22 protein-coding genes, 1 pseudogene and 1 CRISPR repeat array are annotated in these 21378 nt (G+C 67.1%); of the genes and pseudogenes, 7 read left to right on the plus strand and 16 right to left on the minus strand.

The annotated features are described in order from the left end of the window. Nucleotides 1–4: 4 nt before the first annotated feature. Both PARHAE_RS01175 and PARHAE_RS01180 read right to left on the minus strand, forming a co-directional pair. The gene (locus tag PARHAE_RS01175; protein WP_126152777.1) at nucleotides 5–349 is read right to left on the minus strand and encodes a hypothetical protein; all 345 of its coding nucleotides are present in this window, start codon (nucleotides 347–349) and stop codon (nucleotides 5–7) included. Between the two features lie 301 nt (nucleotides 350–650). Continuing rightward, a complete protein-coding gene (locus tag PARHAE_RS01180) occupies nucleotides 651–1403 on the minus strand; it encodes a M48 family metallopeptidase (protein WP_126152778.1) in 753 nt (250 codons plus the stop codon). 156 nt (nucleotides 1404–1559) lie between these two features. On the opposite strand from PARHAE_RS01180, the gene PARHAE_RS01185 reads away from it, so the two are divergent. Continuing rightward, complete coding sequence (locus PARHAE_RS01185) at nucleotides 1560–1799, plus strand: hypothetical protein (protein WP_126152779.1); 240 nt, start codon at nucleotides 1560–1562, stop codon at nucleotides 1797–1799. Here PARHAE_RS01185 and PARHAE_RS01190 read toward each other — a convergent pair. Beyond that, nucleotides 1778–2047: a DUF167 domain-containing protein gene (locus PARHAE_RS01190; RefSeq protein ID WP_126152780.1), complete on the minus strand. Its 270-nt coding sequence runs from the start codon at nucleotides 2045–2047 to the stop codon at nucleotides 1778–1780. The genes PARHAE_RS01185 and PARHAE_RS01190 overlap by 22 nt on opposite strands. Before the next feature lie 90 nt (nucleotides 2048–2137). Here PARHAE_RS01190 and PARHAE_RS01195 point away from each other — a divergent pair, with 90 nt between their 5' ends. After that, a complete protein-coding gene (locus PARHAE_RS01195; protein WP_126152781.1) occupies nucleotides 2138–2710 on the plus strand; it encodes a nitroreductase family protein in 573 nt (190 codons plus the stop codon). Beyond that, the gene (locus PARHAE_RS01200) at nucleotides 2707–3423 is read left to right on the plus strand and encodes an EI24 domain-containing protein (RefSeq protein ID WP_241232622.1); all 717 of its coding nucleotides are present in this window, start codon (nucleotides 2707–2709) and stop codon (nucleotides 3421–3423) included. The genes PARHAE_RS01195 and PARHAE_RS01200 overlap by 4 nt, the downstream gene beginning before the upstream one ends. Here PARHAE_RS01200 and PARHAE_RS01205 read toward each other — a convergent pair. Both PARHAE_RS01205 and mce read right to left on the minus strand, forming a co-directional pair. Continuing rightward, entirely contained in the window at nucleotides 3380–3649 is a 270-nt protein-coding gene (locus PARHAE_RS01205; RefSeq protein ID WP_126152782.1) for a DUF1467 family protein, read from the minus strand. The genes PARHAE_RS01200 and PARHAE_RS01205 overlap by 44 nt on opposite strands. Further along, nucleotides 3649–4053: a methylmalonyl-CoA epimerase gene (mce, locus tag PARHAE_RS01210; RefSeq protein WP_126152783.1), complete on the minus strand. Its 405-nt coding sequence runs from the start codon at nucleotides 4051–4053 to the stop codon at nucleotides 3649–3651. Before mce ends, PARHAE_RS01205 begins: the two co-directional genes overlap by 1 nt. Nucleotides 4054–4183: 130 nt before the next feature. Between mce and PARHAE_RS01215 the strand changes: the two genes are divergently transcribed. Then, nucleotides 4184–4918, plus strand: coding sequence for a response regulator (locus PARHAE_RS01215; protein WP_206436837.1), 735 nt, complete (start codon nucleotides 4184–4186; stop codon nucleotides 4916–4918). Here PARHAE_RS01215 and PARHAE_RS01220 read toward each other — a convergent pair whose 3' ends face one another. The 6 genes from PARHAE_RS01220 to PARHAE_RS01245 form a co-directional block, all read right to left on the minus strand. Further along, the gene (locus tag PARHAE_RS01220) at nucleotides 4919–5620 is read right to left on the minus strand and encodes a GNAT family N-acetyltransferase (RefSeq protein WP_126152784.1); all 702 of its coding nucleotides are present in this window, start codon (nucleotides 5618–5620) and stop codon (nucleotides 4919–4921) included. A 237-nt stretch (nucleotides 5621–5857) separates the two neighbouring features. Then, nucleotides 5858–7633 carry an aspartate--tRNA ligase gene (gene aspS, locus PARHAE_RS01225; RefSeq protein ID WP_126152785.1) on the minus strand — a complete coding sequence of 592 codons (1776 nt, stop codon included), beginning with the start codon at nucleotides 7631–7633 and terminating at the stop codon, nucleotides 5858–5860. A 60-nt stretch (nucleotides 7634–7693) separates the two neighbouring features. Continuing rightward, entirely contained in the window at nucleotides 7694–8350 is a 657-nt protein-coding gene (locus PARHAE_RS01230) for a CPBP family intramembrane glutamic endopeptidase (RefSeq protein WP_126152786.1), read from the minus strand. Next, the gene (locus PARHAE_RS01235) at nucleotides 8323–9081 is read right to left on the minus strand and encodes a glycoside hydrolase family 25 protein (RefSeq protein ID WP_241232623.1); all 759 of its coding nucleotides are present in this window, start codon (nucleotides 9079–9081) and stop codon (nucleotides 8323–8325) included. Before PARHAE_RS01235 ends, PARHAE_RS01230 begins: the two co-directional genes overlap by 28 nt. 142 nt (nucleotides 9082–9223) lie before the next feature. Further along, entirely contained in the window at nucleotides 9224–9529 is a 306-nt protein-coding gene (locus PARHAE_RS01240) for a hypothetical protein (RefSeq protein WP_126152788.1), read from the minus strand. 48 nt (nucleotides 9530–9577) lie between these two features. Further along, nucleotides 9578–10957: an FAD-binding oxidoreductase gene (locus PARHAE_RS01245; RefSeq protein ID WP_126152789.1), complete on the minus strand. Its 1380-nt coding sequence runs from the start codon at nucleotides 10955–10957 to the stop codon at nucleotides 9578–9580. Between the two features lie 147 nt (nucleotides 10958–11104). Between PARHAE_RS01245 and PARHAE_RS01250 the strand changes: the two genes are divergently transcribed. Both PARHAE_RS01250 and PARHAE_RS01255 read left to right on the plus strand, forming a co-directional pair. Continuing rightward, nucleotides 11105–11998, plus strand: coding sequence for a glycosyltransferase (locus PARHAE_RS01250; protein WP_126152790.1), 894 nt, complete (start codon nucleotides 11105–11107; stop codon nucleotides 11996–11998). Beyond that, the gene (locus PARHAE_RS01255) at nucleotides 11998–12828 is read left to right on the plus strand and encodes an NAD-dependent epimerase/dehydratase family protein (protein ID WP_126152791.1); all 831 of its coding nucleotides are present in this window, start codon (nucleotides 11998–12000) and stop codon (nucleotides 12826–12828) included. Before PARHAE_RS01250 ends, PARHAE_RS01255 begins: the two co-directional genes overlap by 1 nt. A 54-nt stretch (nucleotides 12829–12882) precedes the next feature. On the opposite strand, the gene cobT is transcribed toward PARHAE_RS01255, so the two are convergent. Then, a complete protein-coding gene (cobT, locus tag PARHAE_RS01260) occupies nucleotides 12883–14742 on the minus strand; it encodes a cobaltochelatase subunit CobT (protein WP_126152792.1) in 1860 nt (619 codons plus the stop codon). Between the two features lie 148 nt (nucleotides 14743–14890). Here cobT and PARHAE_RS01265 point away from each other — a divergent pair, with 148 nt between their 5' ends. Next, complete coding sequence (locus PARHAE_RS01265) at nucleotides 14891–15472, plus strand: NADPH-dependent FMN reductase (protein ID WP_126152793.1); 582 nt, start codon at nucleotides 14891–14893, stop codon at nucleotides 15470–15472. A gap of 44 nt (nucleotides 15473–15516) precedes the next feature. Here the strand turns inward: PARHAE_RS01265 and PARHAE_RS01270 are convergent, their stop codons facing one another. The 4 genes and pseudogenes from PARHAE_RS01270 to PARHAE_RS01285 all read right to left on the minus strand — a co-directional run. Further along, entirely contained in the window at nucleotides 15517–16413 is an 897-nt protein-coding gene (locus tag PARHAE_RS01270) for a hypothetical protein (protein WP_126152794.1), read from the minus strand. A gap of 23 nt (nucleotides 16414–16436) precedes the next feature. Next, nucleotides 16437–17828, minus strand: a complete 1392-nt coding sequence (locus PARHAE_RS01275; RefSeq protein ID WP_126152795.1) for a TolC family outer membrane protein — start codon at nucleotides 17826–17828, stop codon at nucleotides 16437–16439. Next, nucleotides 17825–18478: a protein-L-isoaspartate O-methyltransferase family protein gene (locus PARHAE_RS01280; RefSeq protein WP_126152796.1), complete on the minus strand. Its 654-nt coding sequence runs from the start codon at nucleotides 18476–18478 to the stop codon at nucleotides 17825–17827. The genes PARHAE_RS01275 and PARHAE_RS01280 overlap by 4 nt, the downstream gene beginning before the upstream one ends. Nucleotides 18479–18735: 257 nt before the next feature. Further along, nucleotides 18736–19169 (minus strand): annotated as a pseudogene (locus tag PARHAE_RS01285) (IS5 family transposase); the annotation flags it as partial. Nucleotides 19170–19192: 23 nt separating this feature from the next. Further along, a CRISPR array of direct repeats spans nucleotides 19193–21093; the repeat unit is 32 nt; unit sequence GTTTCGATCCACGCCCCCGCGAAGGGGGCGAC. Nucleotides 21094–21378 lie beyond the last annotated feature (285 nt).

Consider the following 21378-nt stretch of genomic DNA (forward strand, 5'->3'; position numbering starts at 1 on the left):
GGGATCAGCCCGCGACGGCGGCCCTGAGAATCGGCTGGGCCGCCATCTGCTCTCTCGGCTCGGGGGTCGAGGAGACGATTCGCAGATGCGGCTCGGCCGGGGGCGTGTTGGCGCGGAGCATGTCGGGCAGATGCGCGAATTCCTGTTCTGACAGCATCGTGACACTGCGCGCATGGCGCAAGGCGCCGAGGACTTCGCTTTCCAGTTCGACCAGATCGCCAGGCTGCGGCCAGCAGGCCGTCCGCGTCAGGTTTTCACGTCCTTGCAGATAGGCCAGAGCCGCGTGATCCTCGCACCAGATCACGGCCTTTTCACGTTCTGCACTGCTCCAGACAACAACGCCGATCATTCCGACACTCCACACGGATGCCGTGGCATCGCGTCAACGTGATCAAATTTAATTGCACTTTATGTGCATGGTAATTGCGACAAAAGCAAAATTCCGCCGGTTGAGCAGCTTTTTTTCGGAAAAGTTCGGCTGCTTTCCGCCGCACGCGGTCCCGGCGTGCCGAATTTTCAACAAGGTGCTGTTTTTTCGCCAGCATTTCATCGGTTTTTCGGCAATGAAATGCGGGGCTTCGGACAACCCTGGGGTTAACGCGGCGTAAACTGTGGCATTTCCGCCGCAACTTTTGGTTGATATGTCGCGATCAACGAATTCGGCCGCTTTGAACATCGGCGACCGCGCGCCTGACCTGGGCCAGACGGGCCGCGCGCGGGGGGTGGGTGCCCAGGATATGGTCGCCCGGATCGGGGATTCGCTCGAAGAACAGCGATCCGTTGATCGGGTCGAAGCCCGCGTTAAGCGTCATGATGGCGCCCAGATAATCCGCCTGAAGTTCCCAATCCCGCGAGTAATAGCGCGACCCGACCGAGGCGCCGATTCGCTGCGCCGTTTCGATCGCCTCGGGGTTGTTGCCATAGACCGAGGCGATGCTGCCCAGAATCACCGCCCCCGCTGCCGCGGCGCCCGCCTTGCGATCCAGATGGTTCAGGATGTGGTGGCTGGCCTCGTGCCCGACGACGAAGGCGATCTCGTCGCCGTTGCGGGTCTGGGCGATCAGCGGCAGGGTAAAGCCGATGATCGGACGGCCGGTGGCGTCGATAGTCTGGAAGGCATTGGTCTCTTGCCCTGGACGGTCGTCAACCACGAACTGGAAATCGCAGTTGATCGGCTGGGTGCGCCGTTGCAGGCATTCGCGTTCAACGGCCGGTTCCATCCGGCGCATCACCGCCACGAACATGCGCGCGGCCGATTGCGGGCTGCCGTCATTCGTCAGGACCGGCGCGGATTGGGGCGCGCCATAGGGCCCGGTCGGAATGCTGACAGGATCCATCGGCAGGGGCGCACAGGCGGCCATGCCCAGAAGTCCTGCACCCAAGATCGCCGTGACCTGCTTCATCGCCTGCCCTTTGCCCCATCGCCGCGCCTTGGCCCGGCGCGGTCGTAACGTTTGCGTTCCCCGATCTTAGCCGGTCGTGAAAACCCGCGCAAACCCTGCCCGCTTGCCGATGGCGCCGCATCACGCGATTGTCGTCCCGAAACAAGGAGGCCCGCGATGTTCACCATCGAGCATGATTTCGACGCCACCGTCATCACCCTGATCGACGAGGCCGATCCCGATACCGGCCCGCTGAACGAGGATGTGGTGATCCTGTCCTTCGACGACCGCGTGGTGCTGGAACAGGTCGGCCCCGACGACGAAGTGGTGCGCATCACCCTGTCGATGCACCAGCTGGCCGAACTGCGCCTGGCCCTGAACCTGCCCGAGGGGAATTACCGCATCGACCGGGGCTGATCGACCCGGAACAGCTTGTCGCGCGAGGTGGCGCCGCGCAGCAGCGTCAATTGCGACCGGGGCACGTCCAGGGCCTTGGACAGCAGCCGGATCACCGCGTCGTTCGCCTTGCCGTCCTCGGGGACCGTGGTGGTGTGGACACGCAGGCCATCCTCGGCCAGGGTGACGGCATTGCGCCGCGCGCGCGGCGTCACGCGCACGGACAGGGTGGCGCCGGGAACGGCCAGATGGCGCAGATCATCGCTCATGGCCGCAACATCCCGTCTGCCGCCACCCTTGGCAACCCTTGCTTGCGCGCCCCGCCCGTTTCGGGAAAAACAGCCGGAAAGGAGACCGCCATGACCCATCGCAACGATGCCGCCCTGGACTTTCTGGCGACGCGCCGGTCGCATCCGCCCAAGATGCTGCGCGAACCCGCCCCCGACCGGGCCGAGATCCTGCGCCTGCTGACCCTGGCCACGCGCGTTCCCGACCATGGCAAGCTGGAACCCTGGCGCTTCGTGGTGCTGGAACGCGCCGCCCTGGATCGACTGGCGCCGGTGCTGCGCGACCATGTGCTGGCCGCCGGCCAGGATCAGGCGGCGGCCGACAAGGCGGCCTCGGCCTTCGGCTCGCCGGCGATCGTGGCTGTGGTCTCGACGCCCGTCGCCAGCGACAAGGTGCCGGGCTGGGAACAGTTCCTGTCGGCGGGGGCGGTCTGCCTGGGGCTGGTGAATGCCGCGCTCGCCTCGGGCTGGGGGGCCGCCTGGCTGACCGGGCCTGCGGTGCTGGACGAGACCTTCGGGCGCAACCACCTGGGCCTGACCGACGGCGAACGGCTGGTGGGTCTGGTTCATCTGGGCAGCCGGGGGGACGCGCCGCCGGAACGCCCGCGCCCCGATGTCGCGGCCAAGACGCGCTGGCTGGAATGATCGTCTTTCGCGCCCTCGCCCTGGGCTGGCTGGACCTGCTGCGGCCGCGCATCCTGCGGTTGGCCCTGATGGGCGTCGCGCTGACCGTCCTGCTGTTCGTCGTCCTGCAATCGGCGCTGTTCTGGGCGGTCCGCAGCTTCGTGCCGGGCAGCCTGTCGCTGCCCTGGAACGGCACGCTGGATGTCGGATCGGCGCTGTCCTGGGGATCGCTGGCGCTGTTCCCGCTGATGGGGTTCTTCCTGATGGCCCCCGTCGCCGCAGGCTTTTCGGGCCTGTTCGCCGACCATGTCGCCGACGCGGTCGAGGAGACGCACTATCCCGCCCGCAAAGGCGTCTCGCTGGATTTCCTGGACGGGCTGCTGGAATCGGTCGCGGTGATGCTGGCCGTCCTGGCGGTCGCGGTGCTGTCGCTGTTCCTGACGCCGGTCCTGGGCCCGCTGGCGCCGCTGCTGTTTTTCGGCGCGAACGGTTGGCTGCTGGGGCGCGAGTTCTTCCAAATGGCCGCCCGCCGCCACATGGATCAGGTTCAGGCCACGACCCTGCGCAAGGCGAATGCGGGCCGCGTGACGCTGGCGGGCGTCCTGGTCGCGGTGGCCCTGGTGATTCCCCTGGTCAATATCGCGGTGCCGCTGCTGGCGGCTGCGGCCTTCACGCATCTGTTCCACTTGATCAGCGAATCAGCCGGTCCAGATTCTCGATATCCGCGCGGGTGATCAGCCCGCCCAGGATCACATAGGCGATCACGGCCCAGATGATCGCCGCGATCACCGTGGTCCAGATCAGCTTGCCCTTCAGCCGCAGATCGGCGGGCGCCCCCGCCGGGGTGCCCGGCACGATCTCGCCCGCATCCTGCTGGCTGCGCTGGCCGATCAGCACGACGATGAACAGCGTCAGGAACCACAGCACGGCGAACAGGACGATGCCCCCGGTCAGGTTCATCAGGCCTGCTCCAGCTCGATCAGGCAGCCGTTGAAATCCTTGGGATGCAGGAACAGGACCGGCTTGCCGTGGGCGCCGATCTTGGGTTCGCCGCTGCCCAGGACGCGCGCGCCTTCGGATTTCAGGCGGTCGCGCGCGGCAAGGATGTCATCCACCTCGAAGCACATGTGATGGATGCCGCCGGACGGGTTCTTGTCCAGGAATCCCTGGATCGGGCTGTTCTCGCCCAGGGGATACAGCAGTTCGATCTTGGTGTTGGGCAGTTCGATGAAGACCACCGTCACGCCATGGTCCGGTTCGTCCTGGGGCGCGCCGACCCTGGCGCCCAGGGTAGCGGCATATTGGGCGGATGCCGCAGCCAGGTCGGGAACCGCGATGGCCACATGGTTAAGACGTCCGATCATCCTGTCCTCCGGGTTTTGGGTGGTTCTAGGGCTTTCCGCGCGGCGGCGAAAGGAAAACCCAACAGCGTTAACCGCTTCTTAGCGAATCGGCGGCTAACTGGCGGGGCGACATCGGTAAGGGGTACATGACATGCAGAACGACATCGCGCCCGGCATCACCGACGCCTTGCCCATGTGGCGCGTCTCGATGCCCAACCGGCCGCTGACCGGCCTGACCGTTCTTGTGGTCGAAGATTCGCGCTTCGCCAGCGAGGCCGTGCGGCTGCTGTGCCTGCGGTCGGGGGCGCGGATCCGGCGGGCCGACTGCCTGCGTTCGGCCGCGCGGCACTTGCAGATCTATCGTCCCGCTGTGGTGATCGTCGATCTGGGACTTCCTGACGGCAACGGCGCGGATCTGATCCGCCAGATCGCCGCGACCGAACCCCGTGTGCCGGTGCTGCTGGGCATCTCGGGCGATCCCGACCTTGCCGATGCCGCCCTGATGGCGGGGGCGGATGGTTTCCTGGCCAAGCCCATCGAAAACCTGGCGGTGTTCCAGCAGACCATCCTGTCGGCCCTGCCGGTCGAGGCGCGGGGCCTCGGCCTGCGCATCCTGCCGGATGAGGTGATCCAGCCCGATCCCTCGGGGCTGCGCGACGACCTGGCCCATGTCGCCGAAATCCTCTCCTCGGCGCAGGACACGGCCGCGGTCGACTATATCGCGCATTTCCTGGCGGGCATCGCCCGGTCATCCCACGACCCAGTGCTGGAGGCCGCGGCCGCCGCCTTGGCACGCGACCGCGATGCCGGCCATGCCCTGGCCACCGACCTGGCGCGGATCAGCGGCCTGGTGCAGGAACGGCTGGCCCGCGTCGCCGGAATGTGATCAGGGACCGTCGCTGCGGCCCGGCAGGACGCCCGCCGTCAGATCCGACAGGCTGGCATGCTGCCGGCCCCCGGCATCGAAGTTGCCCGGATCTAGCCAGGCGTCGTAAGCAGGCGCCAGGGCCGTCCAGTCGTCGTCGGTGATCGCGAACCAGGCCGAATCGCGGTTCTGGCCCTTGACGATCATGTGGTTGCGGAACGTGCCCTCATAGGAAAATCCCAGCCGCAGGGCCGCGCGGCGAGAGGGCGCATTCAGCGCGTTGCATTTCCATTCGACCCGGCGATAGCCCCGTTCGAAGGCCCAGGCGATCATCGCCATCAGCGCCGCGCTGCCCGCCCGGCCTCGCTGCAAAGCGGGCGTCAGCAGGATATGCCCGATCTCGATCACGCCGTTCGGACGGTCGATGCGCAGGAACGCGGCATGGCCCGCAGCCCGCCCGGTGGCGGGATCGAGGATCGCCAGGAACAGCGGATCGGCCGAGGTCTCTGCCTGGGCGGTCCAGGCCCGATACTCCTGCGCATCGGCGAAGGGACCATAGGGCATATAGGTCCACAACCCGTCATGGCCCGCCTGCGCCCGGAACAGATCCTCGGCGTGCAGTTCCGCCGACAGGGGCTGTAACAGGGCGCTGCGGATCGGCTGGTCCGCCGGGCCGGGCGGCGGCGTGAAATCGGCAAGATCGGGCTGGGGATGGTCGGGCATCGTTCCTCTTCCGGGCTGCGGTCACGCCAGAATGCGCGGATTGTCGCCCATGTCGAGGCCCGGAAAGGCACCGCGTTCCAGACCCCCGCCAAGATGTCTAACACCTTGCACAGAACCCAGGCGGCATGGGCAGGTCGATTACCGGCCCTTGCCGCACAGGGCTGTCCCCGGCGGAATAGAGAGGCCGGCGAACCGCCTCTCTCGGCTTCGACGTTCCGCCGCGATCCCCGACGCGCTCTACTCCTTGGGCAGGACGCGCAGCCGCAGGTCGCGCAGTTGTTCGTTGGTGGGTTCCGAAGGGGCGCCCATCATCAGATCCTCGGCCCGCTGGTTCATGGGGAACATGATGACCTGGCGGATGTTCACCTCGTCGGCCAGCAGCATCACGATCCGGTCGATGCCTGCGGCACATCCCCCGTGCGGCGGCGCGCCATAGCGGAAGGCCTTGACCATGCCGCCGAAACGCTTTTCCACCTCACTGGCCGGATAGCCCGCCAGTTCGAAGGCCTTGAACATGATCTCGGGCTTGTGGTTGCGGATCGCGCCGGAGATCAGTTCATAGCCGTTGCAGGCGAGGTCGTATTGGAAGCCCTTGACCTGCAAGGGGTCGCCCGACAGCGCCTCCAGCCCGCCCTGCGGCATGGAGAACGGGTTGTGGGAAAAGTCGATCTTGCCGTCGTCGGTCTTTTCATACATCGGGAAATCGACGATCCAGGCGAACTTGAACTGGTTTTCATCGGTCAGGCCCAGTTCCCGGCCGATCTCGTTGCGGGCGCGGCCCGCGACGGCCTCGAACTGTTCGGGCTTGCCGCCCAGGAAAAAGGCCGCATCGCCCTCGCCCAGGCCAAGCTGGATGCGGATCGCCTCGGTCGGCTCGTGGCCCAGGGCCTTGGCGATGGGACCGGCGGCTTCGGTCGACCCGTCCTCGGCCTTGCGCCAGAAGATATAGCCCATGCCCGGCAGGCCCTCGCGCTGCGCGAAGGCGTTCATGCGGTCGGCGAACTTGCGGGAACCGCCGGTCGGCGCGGGGATGGCGCGGACCTCGGTTCCCTCCTGCTCCAGCAGCTTGGCGAAGATGCCGAAGCCCGAGCCGCGGAAATGGTCGCTGACCACCTGCATCTGGATCGGGTTGCGCAGGTCGGGCTTGTCGCTGCCGTATTTCAGCATCGATTCCGCGTAAGGAATGCGCGGCCAGTCGGCATCGACCGGGCGGCCGCCGCCGAATTCCTCGAACAGGCCCTGGATCACCGGCTGGATGGCGGCGAACACGTCCTCCTGCTCGACAAAGGACATCTCCAGGTCAAGCTGGTAGAAGTCGGTCGGGCTGCGGTCGGCGCGGGGATCCTCGTCGCGGAAGCAGGGGGCGATCTGGAAATAACGGTCGAAGCCCGCGACCATGATCAGCTGCTTGAACTGCTGGGGGGCCTGCGGCAGCGCGTAGAACTTGCCCGGATGCAGGCGCGAGGGCACCAGGAAGTCGCGCGCGCCTTCGGGCGAGGACGCGGTGATGATCGGCGTCTGGAATTCGGTGAAGCCCTGGTCCCACATGCGGTTGCGCAAGGACCGGATCACCTTGGAACGCAGCATGATGTTGTTGTGCAGGCTCTCGCGCCGCAGGTCCAGGAAGCGATAGGCGAGGCGCGTTTCCTCGGGGTATTCCTGGTCGCCGAAGACCGGCAGCGGCAGTTCGTCCGCCGGGCCAAGCACCTCCAGGTCGGTCGCATAGACCTCGATCTCTCCGGTGGGCAGCTTGGCGTTCACCAGGCTGGGGTCGCGCAGCTTCACGCGGCCGTCGATGCGGATCACGGTTTCCGCGCGCAGCTTGTCCATCGCGGCGAAGGCCGGGCTGTCGCTGTCGGCCAGCACCTGGGTCATGCCGTAATGATCGCGCAGGTCGACGAACAGCACGCCGCCATGATCGCGGACCCGGTGGACCCAGCCCGACAGGCGGACGGTTTCACCGGCATTCGCGGCGGTCAGATCGCCGCAGGTATGGCTGCGATAGGCGTGCATGGTCGTTCCCCGAATAATCCGCCCCGCATCAAGCGCGGCGGGGGCGGGAAGTCAACCTGTCTAGAACGGACGCACCACGTTGCCGGTATAGAAATAGGCGCCCATGCCCACGGTGAACAGCACGTTCCCGGCAACCGCGTGCAGCAGCCAGGCCGCCGGAAAGCCATAGCGCAGATAGGCGCGGGCGAAGATCCAGCCGCCGACGAAGGTCATGACCGCCACCACCGCCGACCAGTACATCAGATGCGCAAAGGAGAAGATCCCGGCATTGATGGCGATGGCCCCCTGCCCCGCAGGCAGCAGCGCGCCATAGCGGTGGAAGAACAGCGGCCGGAAGATCAGTTCCTGCGGCAGGGCGGACAGCAGCGGATAGAACACCCAGATCAGCGGCAGCATCCCCGACCGCAGCATGGTGAACAGCCGTTCGGGATAGGTCACATACAGGATCGCCACCCCCGCCAGCAGGGTGACGGCCGACAGGGCCAGAACCTCCAGCAAGGGCACCCGGCGCCAGCCCCGGACCAGCGACCGGAAACCGAAGCCGCCGGTGCGCCACAGCAGGAACAGGCCCACCAGCGAGAATACGGCCAGCGCCTCGAACAGGTGACGGCCCGGCATGAACAGCGCAATCGCCAGCGGCGCCCCGATATAGAGCGCCGCGAACTCGATCCCCAGCCAGATCCGGGGTCTTACCGTGTCAGTCGTGTTTGCAACCATCGGACCCAATCCGCGCGTGTCCCGGCAAAGGCGTTAAGGTCGGTATTCCCGCGGATCCCCGGAACGATGCCGGTCCCGGTATATTGCCAGAAGGCCCAACGCTGGCCGGGATAGGGAACGCTGGGATGGTTCGCGACGGACCGCAGCCAGAATTCGGCGCGCATGTCGCCCAGCCGGTTGTCGCGATAGAAATCGACGGTCGTATAGATGATCGGCCGCTGGCCATAGTGACGGCCCACGATGTCCATGAAGATGGACGCCTGCTGCTTGATCTCCTGCGGAGAGGGGCGATAGGGGCAGGTCCGGGAATTGGTCCATTCCAGGTCGATGACCGGCGGCAGCGACCCGATCTCGCGCGGCACCTGGCGGATGAACCAGGCGGCCTGTTCCGCGCCTGAGCGGCAGAAATAGTAATAATGATAGGCACCGCGCGGGATGCGCGCCTCGGCGGCCTCGCGCCAGTAGCGATGGAAGCTGGGGTCGTAATGGTCGCCTCCTTCGGTCGCCTTGATGAAGGCAAAGCTGATGCCCGCGTTGCGGACACGGTTCCAGTCGATGTCGCCCTGCCAGCGGGACACGTCGATGCCGTGGACCGCATGGGCGTAGGGGTGGCGCCCGCCCCAGTCGTGGGGGGCGGAATCGCCCAGTTGCGGGTTGGCGCCGGGGCCTGGGGCGGGCCTGTATCCGCCGCGTTCGGGCGTGCGCGCGCAGGCCACCGCCAATACCAACATCAAGCCAAGCAATAGCGTAGAAAAAACCCTCATCCTGCCCTCGAATGCCGTCCTGAACCGGATCTTGTTGCGCCCCGCTTATCGCAAAGGCGTGAGGCAAAGTCACCGGGCCGTGACGGTCACGAGTGCGTCAGAAAAGGGCTTACTGGTCGGCAGGCTCTCCCTCGGCGACGGGCGCGGCGTCGGTGCCCCGGACTGCGCCTTCCTCCATCTGCGGGGTGCCCGCAGGCGACACCACCGGGGGCGCCGTGCCGTCGGTGCCTTCGGCGCCGGTGATGGGGGTTTCGGCGGGCGGGGGCGTGGTGGCGATGCCGTCGTTCTGTTCGTTCATGCCGGGCCGGAAGACCAGAAATGCCAGGATCGCCGCCAGCAGCGCGACGACGATCGCGATCAGCGCGGGCCGGTGCCGACTGGCCGATCGCTGCGGGTTGTTGTCGTTGTGGGACATGGGGTTCATCTCCGAATGGGTTGGAGATGCAACGGCAGGATGCGAACCCTAGTTCCGATCCGGCACCAGCTTTCCGGGGTTCAGGATGTCATGCGGATCAAGCGCCGCCTTGATCTGGCCCATCAGTTGCCATCCCTCGCCATGCTGGGCGGCCATCAGTCCGCGCTTGCCGATGCCGACGCCATGTTCGCCGCTGATCGTGCCGCCCACGGCAAGCGCCCGTTCCGCCATGCGCAGGGCCACCCGCTTGGCCGCCGCGATCTCGTCGGCATTGCCCGGATCGACCAGCAGCAGGGAATGGAAATTGCCGTCCCCCACATGGCCCAGGATCGGGCCGACCAGCCCCTCGGCGGCGATGTCCTGCGCGGCGGCATGGACGGCGGCGGGCAGATGCGACATCGGCACGCAGACATCGGTGATCAGCCCCGAGGCGCCCGGCCGTAACGCCAGGCAGGCATGATAGGCGCCGTGGCGCATCCGCCACAGCCGGGCGCGATCCTCGGCCGTGGTGGCCCAGTCGAAGCCCTGGGCGCCGAATTCGGCGGCGATGTCGCCGAACCGGGCCGCATCCTCGCGGACGGCGCCGGGGCTGCCGTGGAATTCGATCATCAGGTGCGGCTTTTCGGGCAGGCTGCTGCCCGAATGCAGGTTGAAGGCGCGGGCAGAATCCGCGTCGACGAATTCGATCCGCGCCATCGGAATCCCCGACTGGATCGTCGCGCTGACGCATTCCACCGCCTGATCCAGGCTGTCGAAGGCGCAGACCGCCGCCGCGACTTCCTCGGGCTGGCCGTGGAGGCGCAGCGTCAGTTCGGTGATGACGCCTAGCGTGCCTTCGGAGCCGACGAACAGCGCCGTCAGGTCAAAGCCAGCGCTGGATTTCGCGGCCCGCGTGCCGGTGCGGATGATCCGCCCGTCGGCCAGCACGACCTGCAAGCCCAGCACATTGTCGCGCATCGTGCCGTAACGCACCGCCGTGGTGCCGCTGGCGCGCGTGGCCGCCATCCCGCCCAGGGACGCATTGGCGCCCGGATCGACCGGAAAGAACAGCCCGGTCGCGCGCAGCTCAAGGTTCAGCGCCTCGCGCGTGACGCCAGGCTGGACGCTGGCCTGCATGTCCTCGGGGCGGATCTCCAGCACCTTGTCCATGCGCGACAGATCCAGGCTGATGCCCCCGCGCACCGGCAGGGCGTGGCCCTCCAGCGAGGTGCCAGTGCCCCAGGCGACCACCGGCAGGCGCGCGTCGTTGCAGGCCGACAGGATCGCCGCCACCTCCTCGGCCGTCTCGGGCCAGGCCACCGCGTCGGGCGGAGGGGATCGGTGGAACGCCTCGGACTGGGCGTGATGGTCGCGATCCGCGGCGGTTTCGGACAGGCGGCTGCCCAGGATGGTGCGCAAGCGGCCGGAAATCGCGGCGGGCAGGCTCATGGTTGGTCCCCTTGTTGTCGGCGGCAGGTTAGCGGCAAGATGAAACTTGGCAAACCCCACCGCGTTCTGTCATCAACGCTTTACAAAAACGCCATACCGTCGCGCCTGCCAGGCCCTTGCCAGAATTTGGACTTTCCAGGATCCCAGATGGACACCAACCGGATTTCCCCCCTGTACCCGACCGCAGCGCAGGGCGGCCATCACGCCCTGCCCGACGGCCTGCGGCCTGAAACGGGGGCGCGGTCCGACCGGGCCTATGTCACCCTGGTGACCAATCCCGACTACCTTCCGGGGGCCGAGGCGCTGCTGCGGTCGCTGAAGCTGACCGGCACCCGCGCCGACCTGGCGGTGATGCACCGCGGCCTTGGCCCCGCGCATCTGGCCCGGCTGCGCGCCCATGGCGCCCGGCTGATCGCCGCCGACCTGCTGCCGACCTCGGATGCGTTCGACCGCGCCCATGCAAGGGACGCGCTGCACGCCCGCGCGGCGTTCACCCAGGGCGGCAAGCCCGATTTCCACACCCCGCTGGACAATTTCGTCAAGCTGCGGCTGTGGCAGCTGGATTACGACCGCTGCGTCTTCATCGATGCCGACGCGGTGGTGCTGCGGTCCGTCGAAAAGCTGTTCGACCTGCCGGAATTCTGCGCCGCGCCCAATGTCTATGATGGGCTGGACGGGTTCCACCGGATGAACTCGGGCGTCTTCACGGCCCGCCCCGACATCCGCACCTTCAACGCGATGATGTCGCATCTGGACCGCCCCGGCGTCTTCTGGCGTCGCACCGACCAGACCTTCCTGCAAGACTATTTCCCCGACTGGCACGGCCTGTCGATCCATCACAACATGCTGCAATATGTCTGGATGAACATGCCCGAGCTGTGGAGCTGGGAGGATATCCGCATCCTGCATTTCCAATATGAAAAGCCTTGGCAGGACCACGGCAAGACCCATCTGCTGCGCCCGCTGATCGACCTGTGGCGCGCCATCGCCGAGGGTCAGCCGGTGCCCGACCTGGCGGCCCAGGTCCGCCCCGCCGCCTGATGCGCATCGCCCTGACCGGCGCCTCGGGCATCGTCGGCGGCTTCGTGCTGCGCGCGGCGCAGGCGGCCGGACACCCGGTCACGCGCTTGGACCGCGGCAGCGGCTTTCAGCTTGGCGATGCCCCGGACCTGGGCGGCCATGACGCGCTGATCCATTGCGCCTTCGCCCACGCTCCCGGCCGCTATCGCGGGGGCGAGGGCGACAATCCCGAAGCCTTCCTGCGTCTTAATGGCGACGGCACGCGCCGCCTGTTCGACGCGGCCGCGCGCGACGGGGTGGACCGGATCGTCTTCCTGTCCTCGCGCGCGGTCCATGACGGGCACCCCGCAGGCACAGCCCTGCCCGACGACCTGCCCGCGCGCCCGGCCGATCTCTATGGCCAGGTCAAGGCGGATGCCGAAGCCCATCTTGCAGGACTGCCGGTCAGGGGCACGGCGATCCGCGCGACCGGAGTCTATGGCCTGCCCGGCAAATGGCACGACCTGTTCACCGATTACCGGGCTGGCCGCCCCATCCCGCCCCGCATCGCGACCGAGGTTCATGGCGACGACCTGGCCGCCGCGGTCCTGCTGCTTCTGACGCAGCCGGACCCGCCGGACCAGGTCAATTGCAGCGACCTGATCCTCGACCGCCACGACCTTCTGGCCGAGGTTCGGACCCTGACCGGCTGCCCGCACCCCCTGCCCGCCCGCGCCGATCCAGCGCCCTTGCGCGTGCAAACCTGCGACCGCCTGCGCGCCATGGGCTGGCAGCCCGGCGGCATGGCGAAACTGCGCGCCACCCTCCCCGGCCTGCTGACTTCTTCTTTGCCCCAATACCCTCGGGGGTAGGACGCCCTTGGGCGTCCGCAGGGGGCGGAAGGCCCCCTGCTACCGCGGGACGCCTCAGGCGCGACGGGCCATTCCCAGGGCCCGCGCCCGTTTGCGCGGATCGGCATCGAACAGCGCCGCAAGCTGTTCCGTGATCGCACCCGCCAACTGGTCCGCATCGGTGATCGTCACCGCGCGCTCATAGTATCGCGTCACGTCATGGCCGATGCCGATCGCCAGCAGTTCGACCATGCGCTTCTTTTCAACCATGGCGATCACGTCGCGCAGGTGCTTTTCCAGGTAATTCGCCGGATTGACCGAAAGCGTCGAATCATCGACCGGCGCGCCGTCCGAGATCACCATCAGGATCTTGCGGACCTCGGACCGGCGGACCAGCCGCTTGTGCGCCCATTCCAGGGCCTCGCCGTCGATGTTTTCCTTGAGCAAGCCTTCCTTCATCATCAGGCCAAGGTTCGGCCGTACGCGCCGCCAGGGCGCGTCGGCAGGCTTGTAGATGATATGGCGCAGGTCGTTCAGCCGCCCCGGCTGGGCGGGACGACCGGCCTGCAACCAGGCCTCGCGCGATTGGCCGCCCTTCCAGGCCCGCGTGGTAAATCCCAGGATCTCGACCTTGACGCTGCACCGTTCCAGCGTCCGGGCCAGCACATCGGCGCAGATCGCCGCGATGCTGATCGGGCGCCCGCGCATCGACCCGGAATTGTCGATCAGCAGCGTCACCACCGTATCGCGGAATTCGGTGTCCTTCTCGACCTTGAAGGACAGCGGCGTCGTGGGGTTCGCCACCACCCGCGCCAGGCGGCCCGCATCCAAGACGCCTTCCTCCTTGTCGAATTCCCAACTGCGGCTCTGCTGGGCCTGAAGGCGGCGCTGCAACTTGTTGGCCAGGCGGCTGACCGCGCCGCGCAGCGGTTCCAGCTGCTTGTCCAGATAGGCGCGCAGCCGTTCAAGCTCGGCCGGGTCGGCCAGATCCTCGGCGCGGATTTCCTCGTCCCAAGCCTGGGAAAAGACCTTGTAATCCGCGCTCGCCTCGCTGACCGGCGGCGGCAGGTCGGGCGGAGTGTCCGATTCCGGCATCTCGGCCTCGTCGGTCAGCTGTTCGTCGGACTGGTCGTCCATGCTGACCTGGGCCTGGCGTTCGTCCTGCTGCTGTTCCTGCGATTGCTCGGGGGATGCCTCGGCATCCTCGCTGTCGTCCTGGTCGCGGGACTGGTTGTCGCCCGCTTCCTCCTGCTGTTCGGCATTGTCCTCGGCGTCGTCCTCGGACTGGTCGGGATCGTCGCCAAGCTGGTCGCCATAGCCCAGATCGCTGATCACCTGCCGCGACAGCCGGGCGAAGGCCGCCTGGTCGGCCAGTACCTCGTTGACATGGGTCAGCGACCCGCCCGCCTGCTGTTCGACGAAAGGCCGCCACAGGTCGGCCACGTGCTGCGCGCCGCCCGGCAGCGCGCGGCCGGTCGCGGCCTGGCGGACGATGTATCCCGCCGCCACCGCCAGAGGCGCATCGGCGGGCGCCTTGATCTGGCCATAGCCCTTCTTGTCGGCATCCGCGCCGATCCGGGCGTCGATATTGGACAGCGCGCCCGGCATGTCGCGCGCCCCCAACGCCTCGCAGCGGGCGGTTTCCATCGCCTCGTACAATTCGCGCGCCATCGGGCCTGCGGGGGCGAAACGCGCATGGGTCGCCGTGTCGTGGTGGCGCATCCGCATCGCCAGGGCGTCGGCGGTGCCGCGCGCCTGCAACACCTCGTCCCGGCCCAGGCGGCGACTGACCTGCGGCAGGCGCATCGTATCGCCCGCCACGCCCGAGGGGTCGGCGCTGAAGGTCACGTTCAGATCCCGGTCGTCGGCCAGGGCCCGGGTCGCCTCGGACAGGGCCTTCTTGAAGGGATCGGCGGGGTTGTCGGACTTTTTCATGCGATTCATAGACCATTGCCGCGCGTCCCAGGCAAGGCCGTTGTGCGGGAACGCAAGGGCCAGTGTGCGCTGCTGCCGCGATAAAAACCGAACAACCCCGAAGGTTCGGCGTTACGCTGCGACGGCAACAGACCGAAAGGAGACCCTCATGGCAAAACCCCGCATCGGCGTCATCATCAGTTCCACCCGCGACACGCGCTTCGCCGACAAGCCTGCGCAATGGCTGATGGACAAGGTGAAGAATCACCCGGACCTGGATTTCGAGTTGATCGACCTGCGCGACGCGAACCTGCCGTTCTTCAATGAGCCGGCATCGAACCTGTGGATGCCGTCCAGCGATCCGAACGCGGTCGCCTGGCAGGAAAAGCTGGCCGGTCTCGACGGGTTCATCTTCGTCGTGGCGGAATACAACCGCTCGATCACGGGGGCGCTGAAGAACGCCCTGGACCAGGCCTACAAGGAATGGAACCGCAAGCCGTTCAGCGCCCTGGCCTATGGCAGCATGGGGGGCGCGCGCGCCCTGGAACATCTGCGCCTGATCGGGATCGAGCTTCAGATGGTGCCGCTGCGCAATGCCGTCCATATCGGCGGAGGCGATTTCTTCAAGGTCTCGCCGCTGGGCGCCAATGCCCCGATGTCCGAGATCGAAGGCAACCTGGAAGGCTCGTTGAAGGCGACGCTGGACGAATTGTCCTGGTGGGCCAAGACCCTGCAAAACGCCCGGACCTGAGCGGCCTTGCCGGACAGCGCCTTGGCGGGCGCTGTCCGGGACTGTCAGAGACGGTCCAGATGCGCGTCGATGGCGGCGGCGATCTCGCGCCGGATCACGGCGCGCAGATTGGCCGAGAACCGCTCTCCCAACTCGCCGTTCAACTCCTCCTGCACCATCTCGCGCAGCAGGTCGCGGATGCTCTGCTCCTCGTCGGTCAGGTCGGCCTGGGCCTGCTGCTCGGCGGCGAAGGCTTCTGCCTCGGCGGCAAGCTGGGCGACCGGATCGAAGGCAGGCTCGGGCGGCAAGGCCCAGCCGGACAGGCGCTGTTCGGCAGGCTTCGCCTCGGCCAGGACGACCGGGGCCGGTTCCTCAAGCTCGGGGCGCATCCGCGCCTTCCAGTCGAAGGCTTCGGCGAAATCGTCGGCATCGTCCGCGCCGTCGCCGAGGGCCTGAACGATGCCTGCCGGTTCGGGCGAGGCCGGGATCTGCGGCTGGGCCTGGATCTCGGGCGCGGCGTCCCGCCCCTCGGGGCGCAGCCAGGCCCGCCACCCCGAAGCCTTGGGCGCGGCGGCCTCGGGCTCATCGACCCGGCGTTCGGCCCCCAGCCGCAGCGGAGAGACATTGGCGGCAGGCGGTACCAGATCTGGCTTGGCCCGCAGGATGAACTGCGGGATGGCCGGCGCGGCGGCCGCATCGGGCATGGTCTCTGCCGCCAGAGGCTCTGCGGAACGGACGGTCGTTTCGACCAGCTGCCGCGCCAGGGCGGCATTGCCGCCATAGCGGCGGGCCAGGAATTCGCCGGCATCGTCCGGGATCAGGCTGCTGCGTTCCGCGCGGATGTTGTCGCGCGCCGAGGACAGCGCATCGTCGTCGGCAATCATGCGGCGGATGGCGGACAGGACATCGCCGATGTCTTCCGACAGGCGCGCGGCGTTCTGGGACATGCGGGGGTCAGCCATGGTGCCCCCCGCCGTTCAGAGCGTCAGTCGCGCCCGATCGCGCGCAAGACGCGATCAAGGCTTTCGCCCTGCTTGCTGGTGTAAGGCGCATCGCGCACGGCGTTGTAGTATTGCGAAGGGTCATAGGTCGGAATCCCCAGGTTCAGGTGTTCTACCGTAAGACGACCCATAGCAGCCAGAAGTTGATAATGTGCTAACTGGAGATTGGCTTCCGCCGTGATCTTGTCGGCCCGCGCCTCCAGCAGGGACTGTTCCGCGTCCAGAACGTCCAGCGTGGTGCGCGCGCCCAGGGCCGCTTCCTCTCGCACGCCGTTATAGGCCTGCTGGGCTGCGGCGATCTGTTGGTCGATGGCGCCGATCTGCGCGCGGGCCACGTCGATATTGGCCCATGATTCGCCGACCTGCTGGCTGATCTGGCGCGACAGGTTCAGCAGCGCCGACCGCGCCTGATCGCGCTCCGCCATGGCCCGGCGGTGCGCGGCGGGCAGACGGCCCCCCGAATAGATGGTCTGGTTGAGTTCCAGCCCGACCGTGGCGCTGTCAAAGTTGTCCCGCCCGCTATCCAACTGGGATCGTGCGCTGCGCGTGACGCCCACGCCCAGGTTGCCGGTCAGCGTCGGATTGCGTTCCGCCGCCGCGATGGCCACGCCCAGTTCGGCCGCCGCCGCCCGGCGTTGCGCCTGCGCGATCAGCGGATGGTTGCGCTGCCCGATGGCCCGCGCCTCGTCGACCGAGGCGGGCAGCTTGGGCAGCGGCGGGGGCGCGTCCAGCCATCCGGGGAATCGGCCGGTCGCCGCCAGATACCCCTCGCGCGCGATTTCCAGGTCGCCTTGGGCCGAGGCCAGCCCCGCCTGGGTCTGCGCAAGCTGCGCATCGGCCAGGGCCACGTCGGTCACGGTGATCTCGCCCACGTCGAAGCGGTCCTGGGCGGCCTGGCGTTCGCGGCCGAGAACCTCGACCGAGTTCTGCTGCAAGGCCACCCGCTCATTGGCCTGCTTGATGTCGAAGAACGCCACCGCCGCGGCCAGCAGGATATCCTGTTCCACCGCCACAAGCCCCTGGCGCGTCGCCAGAACCTGTTCCTTGGCCGCGTCGATGGCCAGTTGCGACCGCCCCCAGTCATAGAGCGTCATCTGCGCCCCGATCTGAAGCGAGGTCGACCGCGCCGTGGTATAGCCGGTCAGCCCCTCGGCCCGCTGGACGGTATGGGCGGCGGTCCATTGCACGATCGGGCGCAGCGCCGCGATGGCCGCGGCCACGTCTTCGTCGGCGGCGCGCAGAACGGCGCGGTTCTGTTCGATCAGCGCGGAATGGCGATAGGCCGCGACCATGGTGTCGGCCAGCGATTCGGCCTTGGCCGCCTGCCCCGAGACTGCGATCAGCGCGGCGGCCGCCAGGAAACGAAGCCCCCTCACAGCGAAAAACTCCGCGCGCGTTCGAAGCCCGGCAGCAGCGGCGCGCCCGCGTTGAAGGCATAGCGCCAGACGACGCGGCCGTTCAGGCAATGCCCGATCCTGACCACCCCCAGGGCGCCTTCGACGAACAGCGCGGCGATGCGGCCGCCGTCCTTCAGTTGCGACAGTATCGCCTCGGGCACGTCCTCGACCCCGCCGTTGATCAGGATGGCGTCATAGGGGGCCTGCTTGGCCGCGCCTTCGTTCAGGGGCGCGTTCAGCACGGCGACGTTGAAGACGCCGGCCTCGTTCAGGCGGCGCTCGGCCTCGGCGGCCATGTCGGCGTCCTCCTCGATGGCGACGACGGTCTGGACCAGCCGCGCCAGCACCGCCGAGGAATAGCCATAGCCGCAGCCCAGATCCAGGACCAGATCGTCGGGCTGAAGGTCCAGCATGTCGATCATCTTGCCCAGAGTCCGGGGTTCCAGCAGCACCCTGCCCTGCCCCAGATCCAGGTTTTCGCCCGAATAGGCCACGGCCCGGCGCGAAGGGGGAACGAAATCCTCCATCGGGACAGTCAGCATGGCCTCGATCACAGGGAACTTCGTGACATCATTGGGGCGGACCTGCGTGTCCACCATCATGGTGCGCCGCGCGGCGAAATCGCTCATCTCCGGGAACCTCTGCAAGCTGCTTTGGCGCTTATTGCCACGATTCCGGGGGCTGGGCAACGTCGCACGTTCCCGTCTTGCAAGCGGTCCGCCGATCCTCTATTCCATGCGAACCTCGAACGGCGGCGGGTTGGCGGAGAGGTTACGCAGCGGATTGCAAAACCCAGCGTTTCCTTAATAATACCAACGCGTTCCTGAAAATTGCCATCGGGACAAACCGCGAACAGCCGGCGAATTTGATAACAGTCGACGAGTCGTGTTGCCAAATGACAGAGCCAGAGGCGGGTCACGTGATGTCGATGAAGCCCAGGAAGCTTTCGGCTGTCTTGTCGTAGCAGGCAGCCGCGCGCCGGGCCTTCTTGAGCTTGTAGAAGCACCGCTCGGCGAGATTGCGCAGCCGATAAAGCCTGCGGTCGACGGCGACCCGGAGCTTCCGGGTTTTGCGCATGGGGATGACCGGCACCACGTCGCGCACCGCCATGGTCTTGCGGATGTTGTCAGAAGCGTAGCCGCGATCTGCGAGCAGAACGCCAGGCTCGGGCAGGGTGTCGGCCATGAGCAGATCGAAGCCGAGGTAGTCCGATGTCTGCCCAGCCATGATTTCGGTTCTCATGGGCAGCCGTGCCGCATTGACCCGCAGATGGATCTTGGTCGAGACCCTACCTCGCGAACGGCCGAAGCCTTGGCGCGGATCTATGTCTCGGATTCGATGGAGTTTCAATCCACGCCCCCGCGAAGGGGGCGACGCGCATCCGGCACGCTCGTGCCCGTTTTCACGCCGTTTCGATCCACGCCCCCGCGAAGGGGGCGACGCGCGGCCATCGCGGCATTCCGACCCGCAAGCCCGGCGTTTCGATCCACGCCCCCGCGAAGGGGGCGACTGAACCGGCTGATCTGGTCCGACAGTGCCAGGGCGTTTCGATCCACGCCCCCGCGAAGGGGGCGACGGGCTGCGGTTGCCCCTTCGTCAAAGACCCGGAGTTTCGATCCACGCCCCCGCGAAGGGGGCGACTTCTTCCGGGCGGGAACGGCGTCGTGCGGGCGCGGTTTCGATCCACGCCCCCGCGAAGGGGGCGACGCCGAGATCCGGCGATGGCACCTGACCAACGGCTGGTTTCGATCCACGCCCCCGCGAAGGGGGCGACCAACAGCACCTATTGGGCCTATAACGGATGGGAGGTTTCGATCCACGCCCCCGCGAAGGGGGCGACTGTCGATTTCAGAGGTCGCGCGGATGGCCCCGACAGCCGTTTCGATCCACGCCCCCGCGAAGGGGGCGACGGCTTTCCGTCAGCCCCGATCACGTCCTCGGTCAGGTTTCGATCCACGCCCCCGCGAAGGGGGCGACAGCCCTTGCGTTTCTTCAGTCGGGCGGTTCCAGTTGTTTCGATCCACGCCCCCGCGAAGGGGGCGACGGACCGATTTGCCGTTCGCCCCGCCGCCGTGGAAGTTTCGATCCACGCCCCCGCGAAGGGGGCGACAGCTTCTTCTTCCATTTGCTGGCGCGACTGCCTGGTTTCGATCCACGCCCCCGCGAAGGGGGCGACGCCGCCGCGCCGTTCGCGGATTAGAACGAGAACAGTTTCGATCCACGCCCCCGCGAAGGGGGCGACAAGCAGTCCTTCCAGGTCCGCGCCGGTTTTGGCGGTTTCGATCCACGCCCCCGCGAAGGGGGCGACAACAGGTGGCGCACTCGCCGCCCGTGGATGTCGCGGTTTCGATCCACGCCCCCGCGAAGGGGGCGACGGCGGCGTTCCTGCTTGCGGCTGTCACGCTGGCGCTGTTTCGATCCACGCCCCCGCGAAGGGGGCGACCCGCCTTCCAAAGCTGGATGGGCTTGTATTTCGAGTTTCGATCCACGCCCCCGCGAAGGGGGCGACGCGAAACCGCGTCCAACTCGGTCGAGTATGTCCGTGTTTCGATCCACGCCCCCGCGAAGGGGGCGACTGCTAGGCTTCACGCATTTGCTGGTGGCGTGGACGGTTTCGATCCACGCCCCCGCGAAGGGGGCGACCGCTTTGCTGTCCGCACCTTCAGCTCAATCGTGCAGTTTCGATCCACGCCCCCGCGAAGGGGGCGACTGGCGGGATCGCGACAAATCGTCTGGCAGTTGCTGTTTCGATCCACGCCCCCGCGAAGGGGGCGACGCCTTCGTGCTTGTAGGTATGCCCGATTTCAAAGGAGTTTCGATCCACGCCCCCGCGAAGGGGGCGACCTGTGGAGTTGCGCGGCAATGCCGTGATCTTCGGCGTTTCGATCCACGCCCCCGCGAAGGGGGCGACCACCCGTGTCACCATCGGCGGCCAGACGGTTGAGGTTTCGATCCACGCCCCCGCGAAGGGGGCGACACTCGGCCACCCGTGCTATTTGGTGCCAAGCCGCTGTTTCGATCCACGCCCCCGCGAAGGGGGCGACTGCCGAGGCAGGTGTTTCGCTATCGACTGTTAACGTTTCGATCCACGCCCCCGCGAAGGGGGCGACGCAAAGGCATCCTGCATCATGCGGTCAAGCGGGGCGTTTCGATCCACGCCCCCGCGAAGGGGGCGACATCGTGTAGGCGACGACCGTCATATCCACGCGCCAGTTTCGATCCACGCCCCCGCGAAGGGGGCGACCGGCCTCCTATACCGCACTGTTGTTACGCCGCAATCTTCCATGCGAATGCGAAACGGTCAGTTGCGCTCGTCCCAAGTCTGCCGATATGGCGGACAGGGAAAGAAAATACAACGATTTCAAAAAGCCGCCCCGATGCGAACCTCAACGTAAAAGTCGGCACGCTTCATGTTCGCAGGGACAAGAAACTAGGGTCTGTGGGGATTCACACTCGGAGGCTGATGTGATTCATAGTCAGGATGGATCGCAATGTTCTGACGGATGCCCAATGGGCGAAGATTGAGCCG

It is taken from the genome of Paracoccus haematequi, assembly GCF_900631945.1.
In the GTDB taxonomy this organism is placed as follows: domain Bacteria; phylum Pseudomonadota; class Alphaproteobacteria; order Rhodobacterales; family Rhodobacteraceae; genus Paracoccus; species Paracoccus haematequi_A.

Coding starts and splice junctions, on each gene's coding strand:
- PARHAE_RS01255 (WP_126152791.1), top strand. CDS start 11,998: ATGCGCATCGCCCTGACCGGCGCCTCGGGCATCGTCGGCGGCTTCGTG.
- PARHAE_RS01185 (WP_126152779.1), top strand. CDS start 1,560: ATGTTCACCATCGAGCATGATTTCGACGCCACCGTCATCACCCTGATC.
- PARHAE_RS01200 (WP_241232622.1), top strand. CDS start 2,707: ATGATCGTCTTTCGCGCCCTCGCCCTGGGCTGGCTGGACCTGCTGCGG.
- PARHAE_RS01190 (WP_126152780.1), bottom strand. CDS start 2,047: ATGAGCGATGATCTGCGCCATCTGGCCGTTCCCGGCGCCACCCTGTCC.
- PARHAE_RS01235 (WP_241232623.1), bottom strand. CDS start 9,081: ATGTTGGTATTGGCGGTGGCCTGCGCGCGCACGCCCGAACGCGGCGGA.
- aspS (WP_126152785.1), bottom strand. CDS start 7,633: ATGCACGCCTATCGCAGCCATACCTGCGGCGATCTGACCGCCGCGAAT.
- PARHAE_RS01220 (WP_126152784.1), bottom strand. CDS start 5,620: ATGCCCGACCATCCCCAGCCCGATCTTGCCGATTTCACGCCGCCGCCC.
- PARHAE_RS01280 (WP_126152796.1), bottom strand. CDS start 18,478: ATGAGCGATTTCGCCGCGCGGCGCACCATGATGGTGGACACGCAGGTC.
- PARHAE_RS01230 (WP_126152786.1), bottom strand. CDS start 8,350: ATGGTTGCAAACACGACTGACACGGTAAGACCCCGGATCTGGCTGGGG.
- PARHAE_RS01175 (WP_126152777.1), bottom strand. CDS start 349: ATGATCGGCGTTGTTGTCTGGAGCAGTGCAGAACGTGAAAAGGCCGTG.
- PARHAE_RS01240 (WP_126152788.1), bottom strand. CDS start 9,529: ATGTCCCACAACGACAACAACCCGCAGCGATCGGCCAGTCGGCACCGG.
- PARHAE_RS01195 (WP_126152781.1), top strand. CDS start 2,138: ATGACCCATCGCAACGATGCCGCCCTGGACTTTCTGGCGACGCGCCGG.
- PARHAE_RS01180 (WP_126152778.1), bottom strand. CDS start 1,403: ATGAAGCAGGTCACGGCGATCTTGGGTGCAGGACTTCTGGGCATGGCC.
- PARHAE_RS01245 (WP_126152789.1), bottom strand. CDS start 10,957: ATGAGCCTGCCCGCCGCGATTTCCGGCCGCTTGCGCACCATCCTGGGC.
- PARHAE_RS01250 (WP_126152790.1), top strand. CDS start 11,105: ATGGACACCAACCGGATTTCCCCCCTGTACCCGACCGCAGCGCAGGGC.
- cobT (WP_126152792.1), bottom strand. CDS start 14,742: ATGAAAAAGTCCGACAACCCCGCCGATCCCTTCAAGAAGGCCCTGTCC.
- mce (WP_126152783.1), bottom strand. CDS start 4,053: ATGATCGGACGTCTTAACCATGTGGCCATCGCGGTTCCCGACCTGGCT.
- PARHAE_RS01205 (WP_126152782.1), bottom strand. CDS start 3,649: ATGAACCTGACCGGGGGCATCGTCCTGTTCGCCGTGCTGTGGTTCCTG.
- PARHAE_RS01215 (WP_206436837.1), top strand. CDS start 4,184: ATGCAGAACGACATCGCGCCCGGCATCACCGACGCCTTGCCCATGTGG.
- PARHAE_RS01270 (WP_126152794.1), bottom strand. CDS start 16,413: ATGGCTGACCCCCGCATGTCCCAGAACGCCGCGCGCCTGTCGGAAGAC.
- PARHAE_RS01265 (WP_126152793.1), top strand. CDS start 14,891: ATGGCAAAACCCCGCATCGGCGTCATCATCAGTTCCACCCGCGACACG.